Source organism: Arthrobacter sp. AG258, assembly GCF_004364695.1.
GTDB lineage: Bacteria > Actinomycetota > Actinomycetes > Actinomycetales > Micrococcaceae > Arthrobacter.
Genome location: NZ_SOBI01000012.1, coordinates 37,146 through 55,329, shown reverse-complemented (window position 1 = coordinate 55,329; position 18,184 = coordinate 37,146). Strand labels below are relative to the sequence as shown.

Annotated in this window: 14 protein-coding genes and 1 pseudogene; 4 read left to right on the top strand and 11 right to left on the bottom strand. The window is 60.1% G+C overall.

All coding sequences use genetic code 11. The features are described 5' to 3' along the window. Nucleotides 1-39: 39 nt before the first annotated feature. From DFO47_RS19970 to DFO47_RS19960, 3 genes are all read right to left on the bottom strand, one after another. Nucleotides 40-639 carry a recombinase family protein gene (locus tag DFO47_RS19970; RefSeq protein WP_133832815.1) on the bottom strand — a complete coding sequence of 200 codons (600 nt, stop codon included), beginning with the start codon at nt 637-639 and terminating at the stop codon, nt 40-42. A gap of 328 nt (nt 640-967) precedes the next feature. Continuing rightward, nucleotides 968-1,729, bottom strand: a complete 762-nt coding sequence (locus DFO47_RS19965) for a hypothetical protein (protein ID WP_133832765.1) — start codon at nt 1,727-1,729, stop codon at nt 968-970. Nucleotides 1,730-1,963: 234 nt separating this feature from the next. Then, nucleotides 1,964-2,617 carry a GntR family transcriptional regulator gene (locus tag DFO47_RS19960; RefSeq protein WP_133832764.1) on the bottom strand — a complete coding sequence of 218 codons (654 nt, stop codon included), beginning with the start codon at nt 2,615-2,617 and terminating at the stop codon, nt 1,964-1,966. A gap of 104 nt (nt 2,618-2,721) precedes the next feature. Here DFO47_RS19960 and DFO47_RS19955 point away from each other — a divergent pair, with 104 nt between their 5' ends. Together DFO47_RS19955 and DFO47_RS19950 are read left to right on the top strand one after the other, a co-directional pair. Continuing rightward, nucleotides 2,722-4,164: a cytosine permease gene (locus tag DFO47_RS19955; RefSeq protein ID WP_133832763.1), complete on the top strand. Its 1,443-nt coding sequence runs from the start codon at nt 2,722-2,724 to the stop codon at nt 4,162-4,164. After that, on the top strand, nt 4,161-4,817 hold the full coding sequence (locus DFO47_RS19950) for a flavin reductase family protein (RefSeq protein ID WP_133832762.1): 657 nt from the start codon (nt 4,161-4,163) through the stop codon (nt 4,815-4,817). Before DFO47_RS19955 ends, DFO47_RS19950 begins: the two co-directional genes overlap by 4 nt. A gap of 253 nt (nt 4,818-5,070) precedes the next feature. Here DFO47_RS19950 and DFO47_RS19945 read toward each other — a convergent pair whose 3' ends face one another. After that, a complete protein-coding gene (locus tag DFO47_RS19945) occupies nt 5,071-6,063 on the bottom strand; it encodes a zinc-binding dehydrogenase (protein ID WP_166651770.1) in 993 nt (330 codons plus the stop codon). A 25-nt stretch (nt 6,064-6,088) separates the two neighbouring features. Here DFO47_RS19945 and DFO47_RS21375 point away from each other — a divergent pair. Beyond that, nucleotides 6,089-6,480: pseudogene (locus DFO47_RS21375) on the top strand (integrase core domain-containing protein); the annotation flags it as partial. Between the two features lie 284 nt (nt 6,481-6,764). Here DFO47_RS21375 and DFO47_RS19935 read toward each other — a convergent pair. Continuing rightward, nucleotides 6,765-7,877, bottom strand: a complete 1,113-nt coding sequence (locus tag DFO47_RS19935; RefSeq protein WP_166651769.1) for a LacI family DNA-binding transcriptional regulator — start codon at nt 7,875-7,877, stop codon at nt 6,765-6,767. A 368-nt stretch (nt 7,878-8,245) separates the two neighbouring features. Here DFO47_RS19935 and DFO47_RS19930 point away from each other — a divergent pair, with 368 nt between their 5' ends. Further along, nucleotides 8,246-12,040 (top strand): polysaccharide lyase 8 family protein, encoded by a 3,795-nt coding sequence (locus tag DFO47_RS19930; RefSeq protein ID WP_166651768.1) that lies wholly within the window; start codon nt 8,246-8,248, stop codon nt 12,038-12,040. Nucleotides 12,041-12,522: 482 nt separating this feature from the next. Here DFO47_RS19930 and DFO47_RS19925 read toward each other — a convergent pair whose 3' ends face one another. From DFO47_RS19925 to DFO47_RS19900, 6 genes are all read right to left on the bottom strand, one after another. Next, entirely contained in the window at nt 12,523-13,497 is a 975-nt protein-coding gene (locus DFO47_RS19925; RefSeq protein WP_243835562.1) for a sugar kinase, read from the bottom strand. Next, nucleotides 13,494-14,162 carry a bifunctional 4-hydroxy-2-oxoglutarate aldolase/2-dehydro-3-deoxy-phosphogluconate aldolase gene (locus tag DFO47_RS19920; protein WP_133832758.1) on the bottom strand — a complete coding sequence of 223 codons (669 nt, stop codon included), beginning with the start codon at nt 14,160-14,162 and terminating at the stop codon, nt 13,494-13,496. Before DFO47_RS19920 ends, DFO47_RS19925 begins: the two co-directional genes overlap by 4 nt. A gap of 63 nt (nt 14,163-14,225) precedes the next feature. Further along, nucleotides 14,226-15,161, bottom strand: coding sequence for a BadF/BadG/BcrA/BcrD ATPase family protein (locus tag DFO47_RS19915; protein WP_133832757.1), 936 nt, complete (start codon nt 15,159-15,161; stop codon nt 14,226-14,228). After that, nucleotides 15,158-16,198: a hydroxyacid dehydrogenase gene (locus tag DFO47_RS19910; RefSeq protein ID WP_133832756.1), complete on the bottom strand. Its 1,041-nt coding sequence runs from the start codon at nt 16,196-16,198 to the stop codon at nt 15,158-15,160. Before DFO47_RS19910 ends, DFO47_RS19915 begins: the two co-directional genes overlap by 4 nt. Continuing rightward, nucleotides 16,195-17,163, bottom strand: coding sequence for a mannonate dehydratase (locus DFO47_RS19905; RefSeq protein WP_133832755.1), 969 nt, complete (start codon nt 17,161-17,163; stop codon nt 16,195-16,197). Before DFO47_RS19905 ends, DFO47_RS19910 begins: the two co-directional genes overlap by 4 nt. Further along, entirely contained in the window at nt 17,160-18,050 is an 891-nt protein-coding gene (locus DFO47_RS19900) for an NAD(P)-dependent oxidoreductase (RefSeq protein WP_166651767.1), read from the bottom strand. Before DFO47_RS19900 ends, DFO47_RS19905 begins: the two co-directional genes overlap by 4 nt. Nucleotides 18,051-18,184: the final 134 nt, after the last annotated feature.

The window sequence follows — 18,184 nt, the reverse complement described above, 5'->3', positions numbered from 1 at the left end:
ATAGCCAATAACCGACGTTTTGTTGGTCGAGTATCCCAGCTATAGGAGCTGCGTAGGAGGAAGAGGCTTTGGGGTCACTCCATTCGCGAGGCGGATGTATTGGTAAACCGTTTCTCGGCTGATTCCGTAATCGCGGGCGAGGACCACTTTAGGGATCCCGCTGGCGGCGCGTTGAACCAGCTCGGCCGCCCGTTCCTGCGTCAGAGTCCTTTTTCGTCCCTTGTAAACGCCGCGCTGCTGGGCTAGGGCAATACCTTCCCGCTGGCGTTCTCTGATGAGGGAGCGTTCAAATTCAGCGAAGGCACCCATAACCGAGAGCATGAGATTGGCCATGGGGGAGTCCTCGCCGGTGAAGACGAGCTGCTCTTTGATGAACTCGACTCGTACCCCTCGTCGGGTGAGTCCTTGGACGAGTGCACGCAGGTCGTCGAGGTTCCGAGCCAAACGGTCCATGCTGTGCACAACGATTGTGTCCCCGTCGCGGGCGAACCGAAGCAGTTCTGTCAGCTGGGGCCGTGCAGTATCCCTGCCGGAAGCTTTGTCTGTGAATACTCGATCGAGAACCTGGCCTTCGAGTTGGCGTTTCTCGTTCTGTTCAAGTGTGCTGACCCGTACATAACCGATCCGTTGACCAACCATGGCCGCCTCCAACCCTTGCTGCGTGGAATTGAGTGTCCGGGCATCCGGCAGAGCCGTCAAGACTCGTTGCTGGCCGGGATCACGCTGTGAGTCCCTGTGAGTCTTGTGAGCCCCGTCCCCGCAGAGGTTTGCCGGTGGATGCGTGGAAGCTGGTCAGTTTCTGCATGCGGTTCCGCAGCGGCTGAACAAGAGGGATGCCCCTGGGCCGGACGCAATGCGCGCAGCCCTACGTGTAGGCGACGGCCATCGCAATAAACTAAATACCTGCTCTAAAGTCGAGCGTTTCGCCAAAGATGTGCATGAGCAAGGATCGCCGACCGCAAGAGGTTCAACCGACAGGGGGATGCTGAATGTCCTTCCAAATCCAGTCGTCCGCCCTGAAGGGCCGATTAGAGGGAACATCCCATCGGCTCTTTCGCAGTCCGACACGAGACACTTCTTCGGCTAGTTCTCGGACGATAGCCTTACGGGCACCCTGATCAGTACTGCGACCGTAGGCGGCGAGTTTTTCGGCCACAAAGCCAGCCATAGACCCGATATGAGATAAAGCGTTACTCGTTTCGTACTCGTATTTCGCCTGAACATCGCCGTCACGGAGACGCCAATAGTGGTAGGCGCGCTGGCTCAACCACCATTGCCAAAGCCTTACTACATACAAAAATGGGGGGTCAGGGTAAAGAAGCTGCATGTGCAGTTGTGCGGTGGCCAGCTCAACCCCATCCATCGTCCTGTCACGTCGGCCTTTCCGGTGATCGGCAAAGTTGCCCTGCTCAATAGATCCTTCCAACGCACCAAAGGCTGCCATTAGACGAACCAAGCCGTCACGCTCCCGTTGCTTGGCATTTTCCTGCTCTTGGTGAGCCAGCTGTCGCCTAAGCGAGCGTAGAGAGGCAATTACGGCAACAAGCGCAGCGGCGCCTCCCAACGCTGCACCCAAAAAGCCACTGAAAAGATTGGGCATGCCACCGCCGACGCTGATCAGTAAGCCAAATCCGCAGATCACTGAGAGGATCAAAACAGTCCAGACGAGCGCAGCACTAGGCGTTATCGGAAGATAGCGTTTCCCCAGTTCCTTTACCGCACTGATCACGTCGAGAGTGTACATGGTGGTGCGGAAAAACCAAGGTAAGTTGTCAGAACCCAGCGCATGCGTTGAACCTGCGCAAACCGCCGGAATGCTGCACTTCGTGGGAGACGCAGAGTACAGCTTTACATAAGGTCAATTATCGGCGTTCGCAAATCGGCCCGGGAGGAGCCCTAAGAGCGGTGCTTTCGAGCGATTCGCCAGGCTTCCCCGACCTCTGCCATCGAAGGCTGGTGCTGGCTAGCGGCTTTCCACGCGTGCGCGCACAGTTCGGTAGGCGAACTCTACGAGGTAGTCGTTGAGGGCATGGCTTGCTTTTTCGGCGTCCTCTGTTTCGCTGTTGAGTATGGCGCGGAGGATTTGGGCGTGTAGGCGTGATCCCTGGCTGACTTCGGCTTGTTCGTCCCGGACGTGGGTGATCCAGAATCGGCGCGAGAGTCCTTGGAGGGGGGCCATGGCGTCGGCGAGGTATTCGTTATGGCTCGCGGCGACGATCATCTGGTGGGTTTCCTTGACTGTGTCCAGGTACTGCCTGAGCGTGAAGCGGTCTGCCTCGAGCAGCTGAACCATTTCCTGCATTGCGTTGCGCTCAAGGCTGGTTGCGGCTTCACAGGCCAGACGCACCGCCAGGGCTTCTAGTACCCGCCGGAGTTCGAGCATCCTTAACTGGGCTTCTACCGAGGCGGGTGGGACGAGTACGCCTTTGTTGGGGTGGATCTCCACGAGCCGGTTCCGGGCCAACTGCTGCAGGGCCTCCCGCACCGGGGTCCGGCCCAGGCCGGTCTTCTCCATCAGGACCGCCTCGGAGACAAGTGAGCCGGGAGTAAGTTCCTGGAAGACGATGAGGCGTTCAATCTCCTCGTAGGCTTGGGCGGCTTTTCCTTGCTGCATCATGCTCCCACTTTAGCCGAACCCCTTGCACAACCGGTATATCGGTCGCATACTGGTGTGACTGGCTTCACCTCCCCTTCCCACTTTCAACAGATTTGAGGTCTGCAATGGCGAAGACCCTTACCGTCGAACGGCGTTCCATCGACTACATCCCACCTGAAGAGCGCCATGGCAAGCCCAGGAGCCTGCTCTTCGTATGGTTCGCTGCCAACACATCCATCACCGCAGTCGTAACAGGTGCCCTGTTTGTCATCTTGGGCAACAGCGCTCTCTGGTCGATCCCGGCCATCATCCTGGGCAACGCGGTAGGCGGGTTTTTCACCGCCCTGCACTCCGCCCAGGGCCCCAAACTCGGTGTGCCACAGATGATCCAGAGCCGGGCGCAATTCGGCTACTTCGGGGCGATCCTGCCGCTGGTCCTGGCCCTGATGATTTACGTCGGCTTCTACGCCACGGGCCTGGTCCTTGGCGGCCAGGCGATCGGCACCCTGCTCCACGTCCCGCCGCAGGTGGGCGCCATGGTCTTCGCACTCATGTCGGCGACACTGGCCATCATCGGCTACCGCTACATCCACAAGTTTTCGCACATCGCCGCCGTCCTGAGTGCCGTCGTGTTCGTCATCCTCCTCGTCCGCATCATCGCCGACGGGAACATCGGCCCAGTCGTGGAGACCAACGCGTTCGATGGGGCCGCGTTCGTCCTGGGCATCTCCCTCTCGGCCTCATGGCAGCTGACCTTCGGACCGTATATTGCGGACTACTCGAGGTACCTACCCGAGGACACCCCCAAGCGCGCCACGATCGGCTGGACCTTCCTGGGCAGCGTCCTGGGCGGCTCCCTGGCCATGAGCCTGGGCGCTCTCGCCGCAGCCCTGGGCGGCAAAGCCTTCGGTCACGACCAGGTCGGCTACCTCGCCGGGCTCGGCGGCGCCATCTGGCCGCTGGTCCTGCTCGCCGTGATCCTGGGCAAGCTCACCGGCAACACCCTCAGCTCCTACGGCGGCTACATGTCACTCGCCACGATCATCACCAGCCTCACCGGCCAAGACCGGGTCAGCCCCCGTCAACGCTCGCTCTACGTCATAGCGATCTCGGTCGTTTCACTGGCCATCGCGTTGGCGGCCACCAACAACTTCCTGACCAACTTCACTAACTTTCTGTTGTTCCTGCTCTACTTCATGACCCCCTGGTCGGCCATCAACCTGGTCGACTACTACTGGGTCCGCAAGGAGCGCTACAGCATCGCCCAACTCTTCCTCCGAAACGGCGAATACGGCCGTTTCAACAAAGGCGCCTTCCTGGCATACGCCGTCGGAGTGCTCATCCAAATCCCGTTCATGAACAGCTCGCTCTACGTCGGCCCCATCGCCAACCTGCTCGGAGGCGCAGAAGTAGCCTGGCTCATTGGCCTCGTCGTCGCAGGCGGCCTGTACTACGCCACCTCCCGCGCCGTCCGGAACCGCGCCAGGACCTTTGAATCAATTTCAGAAAAGCCGCATGGGACCGCTGTCCCCGCAACGGCAACTATCACCTCTGAGGAGACCTTGTGAAATACGACCCCGCGCTCGAGCGCAGCCCCCTCCCCTACTCGCCCTTCAAGAGCTGCACCGTTCCCCGACCCATCGGCTGGCTCTCCAGCATCAGCCCGGACGGCGTGGAAAACCTGGCCCCTTACAGCCAGTGGCAGAACCTGACCTTCGACCCGCCCATGGTCATGTTCTCCGCCAACCAATACCCGGACGGGCGGCGGAAAGACACCGTCCTCAACGCGGAGCAGACCGGCTGGTTCGTCTGGAACATGGCCACCTACGACCTCCGTGAGGCCGTCAACATCAGCGCCATGGCACTGCCTTTCGAGGAAAACGAGTTCGACCGCGCCGGCATCAGCAAGCGATACGCCGAGCTCTCCCCCACACCCATGGTTGCCGAGAGCCCCGTTCATTTCGAATGCAAGTACCTCTCAACACACAGAATGACAGGCAACTCCAACGTCGGGACCATCGACATCGTCTTCGCACAGGTCGAACGGATCCACATCAACGACGAAGTCCTCACCCCCGACGGCCGACTCGACATCCCGAAAATCCGGCCCCTGGCCCGAATGGGATACCACGACTACACGTCCATCACAGAGACCTTCGAGTTGAAAATCCCCCAAGCGTCCGACGACGAGGCATACGGCCTCGCCGGCCAACCCGCCTAACAAACCCCGCGATCCCGAAGACCCTGCACTCCCCCTGCAGGGTCTTCGGCTACACAGCGGAAGTCACCCAATCGAACAAACTACTCCCGGCTCGGCCCAGCCGGTACAGATTTACAGAATCTTCATTATCGGCCTTTAAACAACGGGAGTAGAAGAAGCCACACAGACGGAAGGACCGCTGAAGGAAAGTGCGCTTTCCGTACACGGTTGACCATGGGCCGCCGTGCCTGCTGTTCGTGCCGTGTCAGATCGGCTACGGTCCTTCCAATCTGACCACTATCTTCCCCCGCACATGGCGCCCGGCGAGACGGTCAAGCGCCTCAGGAGCATCATCGAGCTTGACGGTTTCGATAGGCAGCGGCGCCAACTTGCCCTCGGCGACGAGACGTAACAGTTCCGTGAGCATAGTCGCCAGGTCACTCCGGCTCGCGACGTCCCCGTGTGTGTACGCTGCCCCGAGAGCGATCTCATGCAGGCTTGGGGCAATACCGAATGGCGGCACTGCGTCCAGTGACGGCCGACCCGCAACTGCTGCGAGGCCGCCGGCGTGGCGAAGCAGCAGCAGTCCCTGCGCCGCCGACGCGGGCGACACTGCGTCCACCACGAGGTCGAAACCTCGACCCCCGCTGGCGGCGCGCAAGGCGGAGGCTAACTCCGCACTGCGGTAGTCAAGCACCGTCTCGGCCCCCAGACCGCGAACGTAGGGGTGGTTGGGTGGTGATGAGGTTGCCACGACTGTGGCCCCGGCGGCGGCCAGTAGCTGTACTGCAAAGCCGCCGACGCCACCGGCGGCTCCCTGTACCAACGCGTACTGGCCTCCCGTCGCCCGGAGCCTGCGCACGACGGCCTGGTAGGCCGTCATGCCGGCACACGGCAGGCTCGCGGCAACGGTCATGTTGACTTCCGGTGGCACGATCGCCAGAACAGAGGTGGGGGCGGTGACATACTCAGCCAGGCCGCCCGGCCGGCGCAGGTCCTGGTGCCAGACGACCCGGGTGCCCACCGGCAGGCGCGGGTCCGGTCCCGGCCCGGCGTCGTGCACCACGCCTGCGATATCCAGGCCTGGAATGTGCGGGTACTCCCACTCGGCGTGACCGCCGGAGGCCACTTGGTAGTCCACCGGGTTCAGGCCGACCGCGTGGACCCGCACCAGGACTTCGCCGGCGGCGGGAACCGGCCGGGCCACCGCACCCACGTGCAGCGACGACGGTGGTCCGGGCCGGTCCAGCAGGAGTGCTCTCATCATTCCACCAATCCTAGGTGTAGTTCCCATGGAGTACTCGGAAATCCTCGGCGATGAAAAAGGAAACTGCCGCCGCTTTCTGGATCCGCGCCGCGGCGTTCTTCGCCGCCTACGGCATCACCGTCAAGGCCCTGCTCACCGACAACGGATCCTGTTGCTGCTCCCGGGCCTTGGGGCTGCCCCCTTTGCGGCAGCCCTGGGACCGCACCTCAAGCGCGAGTGACCCGCCCCTACCGGCCTCAAACCAACGGCAAGGTAGAACGCTTCAATCGCACCCTCGCCATCGAATGGGCTTACGCCCGGCCCTACACCTCAGAAACCGAACCCGCCGGAACCTACAACGGCTGGCTCCACCACTACAATCATCACCGAAACCACACCGGCATCGGAGGCAAATCCACCATCAGCCGCGTTCACAACCGCGGACGCACGTCAATAGCAGTGCTGCTATCCGCGTCTGGAAAAGAAAACACCCCTGTGGCAAGCAGTGGTACTTTTTGGGCTACGCCCGATATTCCCGCAGATTGTATGCTTACGCTTGGTTCCATGCGGGTTCCACTGGGGTTTGCCCGATGAGTTTCCATAGTGCTGGCCGGCGATCGCGACCTAAGTCGGCTACGGTGGAGCCCCACGCGCCGGTGCCAGACGGGACTCTTCAGCGTCACTCACTCCCCCAGCTTTACGGAATCGCCATTATCAGGCTCCTAAAGACCGGGAGTAGAAGTGGCTGCGAGAACTCCCGTCTTCTGGCCCTCAGGCGGTGGAAGGACTGACTGACGGCCAACGATTTCTACCGGCAAGATTGTGGTTACTGCCTGGCTACCTGGGTTTTTTGCACGCCTCGCTAGGCGTTGCACTGCAAGCGCCCCGAGCGCGGATTGATCAAACCGATAAGACGTGAGGCGCGGGAAGGTGTGTTCGCCCAGCTCGTCGCTGCCGCCTACGACTGAGATTTCCTCTGGGACACGCCGACCTTGGTCCCGCAGCGCTCGAATAGCACCCGATGCGAGTGCATCGTTCGCACATACCAAGCTGGTAATGCATGGGTGCATGGCGAGCAGGTCGCGTGTAGTTTCGTAGCCTCCCTGCTGCGTCAGGTCGGAGGCCGCGATGAGCTCCGGTCTAGGCGCTAATCCTGCGTGGATTAGCGCTTCCCTAAAGCCGCGCGCGCGCATCTCGATGGCCGGGACGGCGTTGCGCACCAAATCCGGACACATTGGGCCGCCGATAAAAGCCACGTGGCGGTGGCCGGCAGAAATGAGCTCGCGCGTTACGAGATAAGTTCCCCGGAAGTAGTCGGGTACGACAGCGTCCTGAGGCTTGCCGCCGGAGTCATCTGGATCAAGGATCGAGTCGAGGACCACGACGGGTATGCGCAGTTCTTGAACGGCCTCCACAACCGCTGGGGAGGGCGCGCCTACCAGCAAAGTTGCGTCGAGTCGAAGGTCGGCAATGCGCTGCAGAATGTCAGCCGAGGCAAGGTGACGGCCGGGTAGAGAACAGTATGTAACTTGGGCTCCGATTCGGGCAGCTTGGGTTTCAGCTCCGTGCAACAGGTGCGCCCAGAAGGGGGCCATGAAATCCTGTGCCGGCTCCAGGTGCGGGAGCGTGAGCAAAAATCCGATGGATCTCAATCTAAGGACCTCAGTCGCGTGCTGTCGCCGACTAGGTGTGTAACCGAGCTCGTTAACCGCTTCAATCACACGACGGCGGAGGTCGTCGGCGACATTGACATGCCCGTTAAGCACACGCGAAACGGTTCCATTGGACACATTTGCGCGGTGGGCGATGTCCCGCACTGTCACGGTCTTGCTCATGTCTCGAGCGCTCCTTGCGTTCATGGATTCATGAATGTTCATGCAGCATCCCTGGTGAACTGCAAATGGTCAACGACAACGGGCCACCGTGAATTTGTCTTCGTGCAGGGCATCCGAACCCTAGATTACAACCCGTGCGGGTCAGCATTTGGGGACGTTGAGCGTCGTGCACCAATACCTTTTAGTGGGTCAAAATGGCCGGTGTTGTTCATGAAAACACGGTTTGGTGTGACCAGCGGACTGGCAATCAACTCGATCCTTTCACCTGTTCATGATCTTGGCTGTTCATGAACGCTAAAAGCCTTCCGCCGTTGCTTTGCGATGCATATCGTCGTCATCGACCCCCTATTTTCGTCGAAGGAGACGCTGTGCGCATTTTTGCACAACAAAGATCCTGGATGGCAGCAATTCTCGCGCTGATGCTGCTGACAGCTGTTAGTGTGCCGTTGAGTGCGCCGGCCAGCGCGGACGAGCAAGACTCCTACACCGCAGTACGCAACAAATTGGTTGCAACGATCGTTGGCAATGGAGACTTAGATCTCGCTGACCCTGATGTTGCCGCAAAGGTAGCTTCGGTCACGCAGCTGGCGCAGGACAAACTTAGCCGTCTGGACAGGTCAGATAGCCGTACTTCAGTGTTTTCGGACCTGAAAACGCCTTCACCGAATCAGAACATTACGCAGACATACCTTGCCTTGCGCGATATCGCTGTGGCGTACCGGACAGTCGGCACGCCCCTACACAATGACCCTGCGGTGCGTGCAGACATCATTAGCGCGCTCGTATGGCTCGAAAAGAACTGGTACAACGCGGACGTGCCCTTTGCGCCGCAGAGTCCGGATAACAACTGGTTCGCGTGGGAGCTCGGAGTTCCGTTGGCTCTGGTGGACGTCCTCGCCCTTATGTACGACGACCTCCCTGAAGGACTGCTCCCGGAATACCTTGCCGCAATTGACCATTTCCTACCGCGGCCGGATCGACTTGGCCACAGTGTCAACTGGAACCTGGCGTCGGAGGGCGCAAATCTTGCATGGGCAGTGACCGTCTTGGGCAAGCGAGGCATCCTCGGCCAAGACGGGGCCATCGTCACGAACGCAACGCAGGCCTTGTCGCCCTTGTTCGACTACGCCGCGGACGGCGCGAACGGCTTCAACCGTGACGGCTCGGTGCTGTTTCACGAGGGCTTTCCCTATACCACCGGTTACGGCTGGTCCAACATCATCGAACCGACTCTCGCCGTGATGCTCTACGAAGGTTCACCGTGGGCAATTAAGGATCCGGACAAAGGGAACCTGGTCAACTGGGTCAAAGATTCCTTTGAGCCCTTCCTGTTCGGCAACCGAATCCATGACTCTCTTGCCGGCCGCAACATTGCCCGGCCCCGGGGCCAGGATCGCGCAACGGGGCTGATCAATTTGGCCCTGGACCTGCGCTCCATTGGCACCCAGGAGGAATCTGAGCACCTGGCAAGCCTCGTGAAATATCTCCTTGTCTCGGATCCACAATCCAGCTTCTGGCGCTCGGGATCAATCCCGAACATTGTTGAGGCCCGACGAATCCTGAACGACTCAGGCATCCCAGCCCTGAAACCGACCGACTCTTACGGACAGTTCCCGGCAATGGACCGAGCCGTGGCTCGTCGGGACGGCTGGTCCTTTGGTGTGGCAATGCACTCCAGCCGAACGCAGAACTATGAGTCCATTAATAACGAGAATGTCCGCGGATGGCACACAGCCGACGGCCGTACCACTTTGCTCACATCAGACGTCGATCAGTACGGGAATGACTACTGGCCGACAATCGACTCAGCCCGGATTCCGGGAACTACCGTGGTGAAGCACCTTGACGACGACGTAATTGCCCCGCAGCTTGGACGGGTCGAGATCGTGGGCCCGCAAACCATCGTCGACGAGCTGGATGACCTTTCCCACGTGCACTACCGTTCTCCCCGGTGGATCATAGAGAAGGATCCGAAGGGAGCGAACGGCGACCCGAGCCGTGTTCGGCGCACCGAGAACTCCCAAGAACAACTTACATACGCGGCTCCCTCCGGTGCTTCGTCTTTCGCGCTGGAAGTTCATCACACTGCCGCGAGTGGTCTCGACCGCCTAGTCGTGATGGTGTCCTCCAACGACAGCAGCTACTCCGCCGTCAAAGTTACCGCCACTCCCACAGTCACTGCAGACGGCTGGACTACCTCAGTAGTCCGCCCCTCCGGTGCGCTCCCCGCAGGAACACGGTTCGTGCGGATTCAGCTGCTACCCAGCGTTCCGCAGGCGCACGGAGACTCGGCTTGGGCTGGGGGTGCTGACCTCAACGGGAAATACGGCGTATCTGGCATGCAGATTGCCTCCCCCGGGACGACCCTCGACGCGCAGAAGTCATGGTTCGTCATGGACGATGAAGTTGTCGCAGTCGGGAGCGGTATCACTGCAAACAAAGGCCGCGAAGTTGAGACGATAGTGGAGAACCGGCGTCTTTCGGATGCGTTTCCAGGACGCCTTACCGTGGATGGACAGGAACTGGGCGCTGACGACGGCAAACGTGATCTTGGGGACGTCAGCTGGGCAGCCCTCAGTGGCGGGGTAAGCGGATCAGATCTCGGGTATGTCTTTCCAAAAAAGACAGCACTAACCGCTCTTCACGAAAGTCGGTCAGCAAACTGGTCAGAAATTGGGAACAGCAACCTGGCAGCACAGAACCGATTCGCGTCACTCGCCATCAACCACGGCAAAGACCCTCAGGACGCTTCATACTCGTACGTCCTCCTCCCGGGTGCTGACGCCCAAAAGACTGCGTCCTATGCTAAAGCTCCCCAGGCTGAGGTGCTCTCGCAGACCACCGAAGTGCACGCGGTCCGGGAAGCCGCAAAGGGACTTCTCGGTGCGACAGTCTGGACAGACAAACCGACCCCGATTGACGTCGACGGATCTCGATTCCTCACGGTGACCGGCCGAGCTGCCCTCATGACACAGGAAACGAAAGACGGGCTGACTATCGCGGTGAGTGACCCGACGCAGGGCGCCGACCGTGCCGGTTCAATCGATGACCCCGCAAATGGATTTTCTCAGATCTTCCAAAAATCCGACCATTGGGGTCTGGAACCCGGCGGGGGCTTCAAACGCATGGCCCCGACCAATGAATTCCTCACCTACAAGGTCGATCAAGCAGAAAATTTCCAGGTCACGCTCCGCTGGAATCATCAGCAGGCCGGAAACAACACCAGTTCCATTCTCGACCGCGTCCGCTTCTCCACATCCCCAGACAATGCCACATGGAGCCCGGTGCAGGCCAAGTTCACCGAACCGTACACGCCGATCGACGGAGGCGGCCTTGATAATACGGCCGACGTCACTAACGCGGGTGCTCTTCCAGCTGGGAGCCAGTATGTACGGATTGAGGTCCTCGACAACGATCCTAAGATCTGGTCACCGCAGATTCGGCACGTCCAGATTAAAAGCGGCTCCCCTGAAGGAGCACATGTGGACGTGGAAGTGGCTCGCTCCGTCGCGGCAGTCCTCGACAAGGACCCGCGGGTGGAGGTGCTGTCAATGGACCCGGTCAGACTTCGCATCGACGTTGCAAATGCAAAAGGTTCGACCATACACACCCGGTTCGCATACGACACTCAAGCACCCGAATTGAGCGTAGAGGCACCAGGTGCCGTCTGGGACGACGTCGACTCGTCGATGACAGTCTCAGCCCACGATGACAGCGGCGCGTACTCCCTCAAAGTCACAGCAGATGGTCAATCCGTACCAGTCCCGACGAATGGCGTAATTCCTCTCAGTTCGGAATTCGGGGTTCACGAGTACGTCGTGACTGCAACAGACAAAGCCGGCAACAGCACGGAAAAGATAGTCCGCTACAGCGCATTGCAGTTCGCCGAGGATCCGCCCATGAAAGATACCGTGCAGCAGGGCTCGACGCTACCAGTCCGGTTCCATGTGAAGGCACCAGAGGGGCAACCGCAGATCGATGCAACTCTTCGCGTCGGATCCGGTGCCGGCACGGTGCAATTCGAAAAGAGCGGCCAAAGCTATCAAGCCTTATGGCCCACCGCAGATATGCCGCCTGGCAAGCACACCTTGGGGATTGCGATCACCGCGGATGGAGCACTGTTGCCGCCCAGGGAACGGGAGGTTACCATTCGCGGAAAATGATACGTCGCCCTGGCGGTGATAGTGGCTGAGTGTACGCGGGTCTCCTGCCAGTACACCCGGGCACGACACTAACAAAGCCAGCCTCCGTCGGACCCTCTCAGAGGAAATGTCAGACGGAGGCTGGCTCGTTTAACGATTTCTGGAACAGACTCCACTGTGCCGCGCTAGGTTCGAGTGAACATGCGTCCTGCCGGGGTCAAGAACGGGGCATGGCATACCCGAGCTGGATCATCATCGTCCGAATTCCCCGTGCGGTTCGCTACAACATGCGCCGTGTGCCGTGGTGGAGGAGTTGGGCGTCGTTCTCCTCCGCACACTCGCCCGGCCGAGTTTAACCCAGATGGGACCGCATGATTTTCGCTGCTGCAGCTTTTGCCTCTCCCCTTCACCGGGAGACCCATGCCAACTCCCCCCCAACTGCGGCATGATTCCCTGGACAACCTCAACCGCTGCATCGCCAGCCACCAGGCGGTCTGGCTGATTTAGCGGAGGACCGGCTCGGTTGAATCGAGCAGTCTAAGTTCGGTTCGACGGGGCATACCTTCCCAGTCGCCGGGGACCAAACAGGCGAAGGCACCGCTGCGTGTAGCGGTTTGGAGGCGCTGGGGGATGTCGCTGCCGTCCAGGAACTCGCTGATGTAGCCGGCGACGAAGGCATCACCGGCACCGACAGTGTCAACGGGCCGGATAGGCACGGCTTCCTGTCGATAGGTGTTGCCGTCGATGACCGCGACACATCCATCGGGGCCGAGTTTGATGATGGCTTGAGGCGCACCGAGCTCGTATATGCGCTGGGCGAGATTTAATGCGTCGGGAGCAACACCTACAGCGAGGGCTGCTTCCGAATCCCCTGCAAAAACGATGTCTGCAAGTGGAATGATGCTTTTGTAGTATTCCCCCGCAGTTTCCGGGGACCACAGGGCGGCCCGGTAGTTCAGGTCGAAGGAGACGAGGGTGTTATTGGCATGAGCGCAGTCGATCGCATACCGCACGGCCTCGGCTGCGCCGGAAGAAAGGGCCGGTGTGATACCTGTGAGGTGAAGCAGGCGGGCACCTGCAATGAGACCTACGGGGATGTCATTGCGGGATAGCCCGGCTCCGGCGCTGTCTTTTCTGTAGTACCAGACCTTTGTTGTTTCTGTGGTGCGGCGTTCTTTGATCATCAGCCCGGTGGGGCGCAGCTCATCGCGGATTGCTATCGGGTGGATGGCTTCAGCTCGCAGCTCGCGCAGTACCAAGTCACCCAGACTGTCCGCCCCGAGCCGCCCCACCCAAGTGACCGAGGTCCCCAGCCTCCGCAGGGCTATTGCAAAGTTGCTTTCGGCCCCACCCACCCCGAGGCTGAGTGACGAGGCATGGGCCAGCGGCCCTGGTGCGTCTGCTCTCATCAGTGCCATCGTTTCGCCTAGGGTGACGACGTCGGTGCAGTTCGTGTGCGCTTCCGGCCCGGCGTTCACGAGGTTCTTCTTCTGTGCTCCGTGGCTGCAGCACGGGCGAGATCTGTGACTCGTCGTGCTCGTTCAGTCAGCGCCGCCAAGCTTCCGCCCCGGAAGGCATCTCCGACCAAGGGACCGCCAAGGCTGACTGCCAGTGCTCCGGCTCTGAACCATCCAGGAACGTCCTCGATGCTGACTCCTCCGCTAGGAATGAGTTGCATTTCCGGGAAGGGACCGTGCAACTGCCTGAGGTAGTCCGGCTGCACCGTCGAAGCCGGAAAAACTTTGAGGGCCGTCGCCCCCGCCCTCCACCCCGCGAGAAGCTCCGTTGGCGATAGTCCCCCTGCGATTATGGGGACCTGGCGGGACACAACCAGGTGGACCACGTCCAGATTCATCGAGGGCGTGACAATGAACTGCGCTCCCAAATCCAGCGCGCGATGAGCCTGGTCTGGGCTGGTAACTGTTCCGATCCCTATTTCGGCAGTTTCTCCGAACGTACGTCTGATCTCCGGGAGTCGATCAAATACGCCCTTTGTGGTGAGGGTGAGTTCTATGAAGCGCACTCCCCCGGCAACGATACTTTCAATGACGGGCAGATAGTCGTCGGCATGGTTGGTGCGCAGGACCGCTATGACTTGGCCGTCGAGAGCCGGAGGGCATGATTCGGGGGCAGGTTTATGCAATTCTTCCGCCTAGGTTGTCGTGCATGTGAACGAGTTGTGGGCGACCGCCCGGGCGGGGCAGTTTCAAGGCGCGGAGGCTGAGCGGTCGTCAATAGTGAGAGTTCCGAACACGGGTTCGGTGTCAAGAGCCCTGATGTTTGTCAGGCCGGCCGCGCCGGCGTGTCCTGCGAAGGCGTCCATCAGCGCCGGCTGGTTAAGCCCGAGTCCGCCTCCGACGATCACCGGACCGTCGAGTTCAAGCCGGGTTGCAACCTGGACGGCGATCTGGGTTAGTTCTTTGGCGCCCCGGTCGATCAATTCGCTGGCGCGGTCATCACCGAGGGTTGCCGCTTCAAATACAACAGGGCTGAGAGAGGCCCAGAAATCTCTTCCCAGGTCTGAGTGAAAATGGTGGATGAGTTGCTCCGGGGCCGTTAATTCACATCGTGCGAGTAGTGCTTGGGTGAGTTGGTCGGGTTCCGCTCCAAGGTTCATGCGGTGCAGGGCGAGACGGACTGCCTCGCGGCCGAACCAGTACCCGCTTCCTTCATCACCCAGCAGATATCCCCACCCACCGGCGCGGGCTTCCAAGCCGACAGAATTGATGCCCCACGCGGCTGATCCGGTGCCAGCAATTACAGCGATTCCAGTGGGCGCGCCCGCGGCGGCGAGTAGTAACCGGGAGTCATGGACCACCGTAATGCTGGCGTTCGGCACGCAGGCACGGATAAGGGAGGCCAACGCGATTTTGTCCGCGTCTGTATCAATTCCGCCTGCACCTGCGATGATCCGTGTGACGCCGCGGGTGTCCAGCTGGCAGAAGAGCTTTGCAAGCTGTTCGCGGGCTTCGCGTCGGCTGGTATTTTGAACGTTCGCACTGCCTACCTGGCCGTCAGCAACCACCACATTGTTGGCAACTTTGATGCCTCTGGTCTTGCTCCCTCCTATATCGAGGCCTATCAGGGTTCCTTCCTTATACCGGTTGGCGACGTCTGCGGGACTAGGCGCAAAGCTGCTCATGCGGTGCGCTCCCACTGTTCCAAAGCGACCTCGAATCGAAGTCCCCGGCAGGTCAGTACACGTTCGAGCTCGGCCATGGTGCTTTGCCCGAGGCGGATCAGCTCGTTGCCCTGTGCACCCGCGAGGTGCGGGGTGATGAAGACGTTGTGGAAGGTCCTCAGCTCGTGATCTGGAGGCAAAACCTCGGGTTCCGTCACATCCAGTACGGCCCTGAGCCTGCCGCTGCGCAATTCAGCCACCAAGGCATCCTGATCCACAAGACTAGCCCGGGCTGTATTCAGGAGCGTTGCTCCATCATGCATAGATGCCAGGCCGGCGGCGTCGATCATATGAGTAGTCGTTGGAAGACTAGGCGCGTGCAGACTCACTATGGAGCACTCAGTCATGAGTTCTGGTAGATCGACCAAACGGGCTCCGAGCCTGGAAGCTTCGGAATTGTCCAGATAGGGGTCGTAAACGAGAACCTCGACATCGTGCGGGGTGAGCAACTCCATCACCCGGCGGCCAATTTTTGACGCCCCAACAATCCCAACTGTCCTTTGGAAGTTTCCGATGTCCGGGTATTCGCGGAGGAGGTCGATGCCCTTTTCGCGACGGTCATACTCTCTGGAAATCCAGAACGCTTCTTTGCCAGCGAGCAGGATCATTGCCAGCGAGAATTCCGCGACTGGAAGGGCGTTTGCCTCGGCTGCGGATGACACCCGGATCCCCCGGTGCCATACCTCTGGTGAGAGATGCCCCTTGATGGAACCGGCGGCGTGCAGGATCACTTTCAGCTGCGGCATGAGGTTCAGTTCAGACCGGCCGATTGGAGGGCAGCCCCAGCCGGTGACCAGCACCTCGAGCCCGGACAGCATGGTCTGATCCGCTGTGGAAAAATCTCTAATGACCGTCTTGGTGTCAACGGCGACAAGCTGAGCCAGTCTCGTCAGGGCAGCGGTTGTGAACAGCTTGTCCTGAAGTCCTGGGGTCATGGCGAAGGCTGCAGTCCTCACGGCAGATTCCGCACGCGTAGCTGGAAGGGCTGCGCTGGTCATGCCCGTTCGATCCCCAAAGCGTCCATCATTCCCTGGATGTAACCGATGCTCAGGCTCCAGGGGTTTCGCGGGTCTCCGACCATACCGGGGACGTGATCAGCAATGAGAATCCCGTCGAAGTTGACCTCCGCGAGCGTCGCCATGTACTTCACCATGCTCCCGTACCCTTCGTCCAAAAATGTCTCCCGAAAGACTGGAACCGGGGCAGAGACATTTCGGAAGTGAACTTTCCATAGTTTCCCTGCGGCGGCAAAGCCGCGAATAGCCTCCTCGGGAGTCGCGCCCGTTGAGGAGCCGCCCTCGAGCCAGCTTCCGATGCAAAGGCAAGCACCAAAGTTAGGGCTATCGGCGATTTCAAATGCCTTCTGGTACCCCTGATAGGAGCTTGCGATACAGCGGGGAACTCCCCCAAGCGTGAGCCCGGGCGGGTCATCCGGATGCAGGCCGATATTGATGCCGAGTTCCTCCGCGACTGGGACGACGCGCTCGGTGAAGTAGGCAAAGTTTTCCCAAAGCTCCTCTTCGCTGTACGCCCGGCCGTGCACGTTCCCGGCAGCAAAGGATTGGTCCAGCCAACGGCCAGTCGCAGTGTCCGCGTTGAAGGTTCGCGCGACAGAGTTTCCGCGGCCCGCCGTATTGGGTGAGGACCATAACCCGTTAGCCATGTGGGCGTACGTCGTATAGCTCATTCCGATGGCGTGGAGGTCATGGAGGTATTCGATGTACCGGCCGATCATCGCATCACGTTCGGGCAGTCCGAGGGTGACGGCCGGCATGTTGTGTACGTCGGTATTTCCGATGTTCGTCAGCTCAAGCCCTGCGCTCTCCACCCGCTTCTTAGCGGCCTGGAAGAAATCGCGCGTTCCGCCGGTCGTTCCCACGACGACGTGCCTGATTCCGAGCTGACGAACGTACTCAAGATCTTCGTCAGTGAAGTTCTGATACAGCTGAAAAGTAAGCTTCATGAAAAACTCCTGGTGTGATCATTAGCGGAGGTGAAACTGGGAAGGCCGGTCCAGCTAAGGCGGGGTACCCGGCCCAGGACACTGCGTGCCGATTCAAGGTCCCAGGCAGGTGCTCGACCGATAATTGGCCGCACTACAGGGACCTCCGGATAATGTTCGGATAGCAGAACGGACGTGGGAGTCCTGGACAAAGTATCGGGAGCGACTACTGTTGCCCGCCCGAAGCCTTCCAGCGGCGACTCCACTGCGTCAGCGAAGGATGAGCCGATATCGTCCAGATGGATGTAACTCCATAGGTCTCTCATTGAGGTCCTGTCCGCGGGATTCTCTGCAACGAGTGGCACCGTTGCCTCGAGATCGGCTGTGGTCATCACGCGGGGAAAACGCAGGACTATCGCGGATTGATGCGTCTCCCGGACAAAGGACTGTGCGGAGAGCTCGGTGAAGCATTTGCTGAGGCCATAATGTTCCGCCGGTGTTAGCGGGTGGTTATCGTCGATGGGAACGTAGCGCGGCATCTGTGTTTCCTCAGCCCAAGCCATGCCCAGTGCCGAGGCGCTGGAAGCGTGGACCGAGCGAGGAATCCTCAGCCGAGCCGCCACAGCCAGGGCGTTGAATGACGTCATGACATTCAATTCAAAGGACTGCCAGGGCGCTGCGGGCGTCGGAGCGGGATAACCAGCCAGATGCACCAACGCGTCGGCTCCCGCGCACACCCCCTCGAACGACTCCGGATCCAACAGATTTGCCGCGGCAAAAGCTGCGCCTTCCACACTGAAGTCCTGCCGGCTGCGGTCTACCACCAACACCTCGTGACCCCTTGCAACAAGACATTGAGCTGTGGATCTTCCGACTCTTCCATTGCCACCGGTAACGACGACACGCACCTGACCACTCCCCTGGCTAGCAGAATGTCTATCGCTTCCCAACAGACAATGCTGTGAACTATAGTCCAAACTAAAGCGCTTAAGGTAGCGCGTAGGCGAAGTTGCCGCCTGCCGGAGTTGGCCGGGGCAACTCG

Excerpts from the sequence above, each read along its gene's own strand:
- DFO47_RS19960 (WP_133832764.1), bottom strand. The coding sequence starts at position 2,617 with ATGATGCAGCAAGGAAAAGCCGCCCAAGCCTACGAGGAGATTGAACGC.
- DFO47_RS19955 (WP_133832763.1), top strand. The coding sequence starts at position 2,722 with ATGGCGAAGACCCTTACCGTCGAACGGCGTTCCATCGACTACATCCCA.
- DFO47_RS19910 (WP_133832756.1), bottom strand. The coding sequence starts at position 16,198 with ATGACCAGCGCAGCCCTTCCAGCTACGCGTGCGGAATCTGCCGTGAGG.
- DFO47_RS19915 (WP_133832757.1), bottom strand. The coding sequence starts at position 15,161 with ATGAGCAGCTTTGCGCCTAGTCCCGCAGACGTCGCCAACCGGTATAAG.
- DFO47_RS19970 (WP_133832815.1), bottom strand. The coding sequence starts at position 639 with ATGGTTGGTCAACGGATCGGTTATGTACGGGTCAGCACACTTGAACAG.
- DFO47_RS19935 (WP_166651769.1), bottom strand. The coding sequence starts at position 7,877 with ATGAGCAAGACCGTGACAGTGCGGGACATCGCCCACCGCGCAAATGTG.
- DFO47_RS19945 (WP_166651770.1), bottom strand. The coding sequence starts at position 6,063 with ATGATGAGAGCACTCCTGCTGGACCGGCCCGGACCACCGTCGTCGCTG.
- DFO47_RS19905 (WP_133832755.1), bottom strand. The coding sequence starts at position 17,163 with ATGAAGCTTACTTTTCAGCTGTATCAGAACTTCACTGACGAAGATCTT.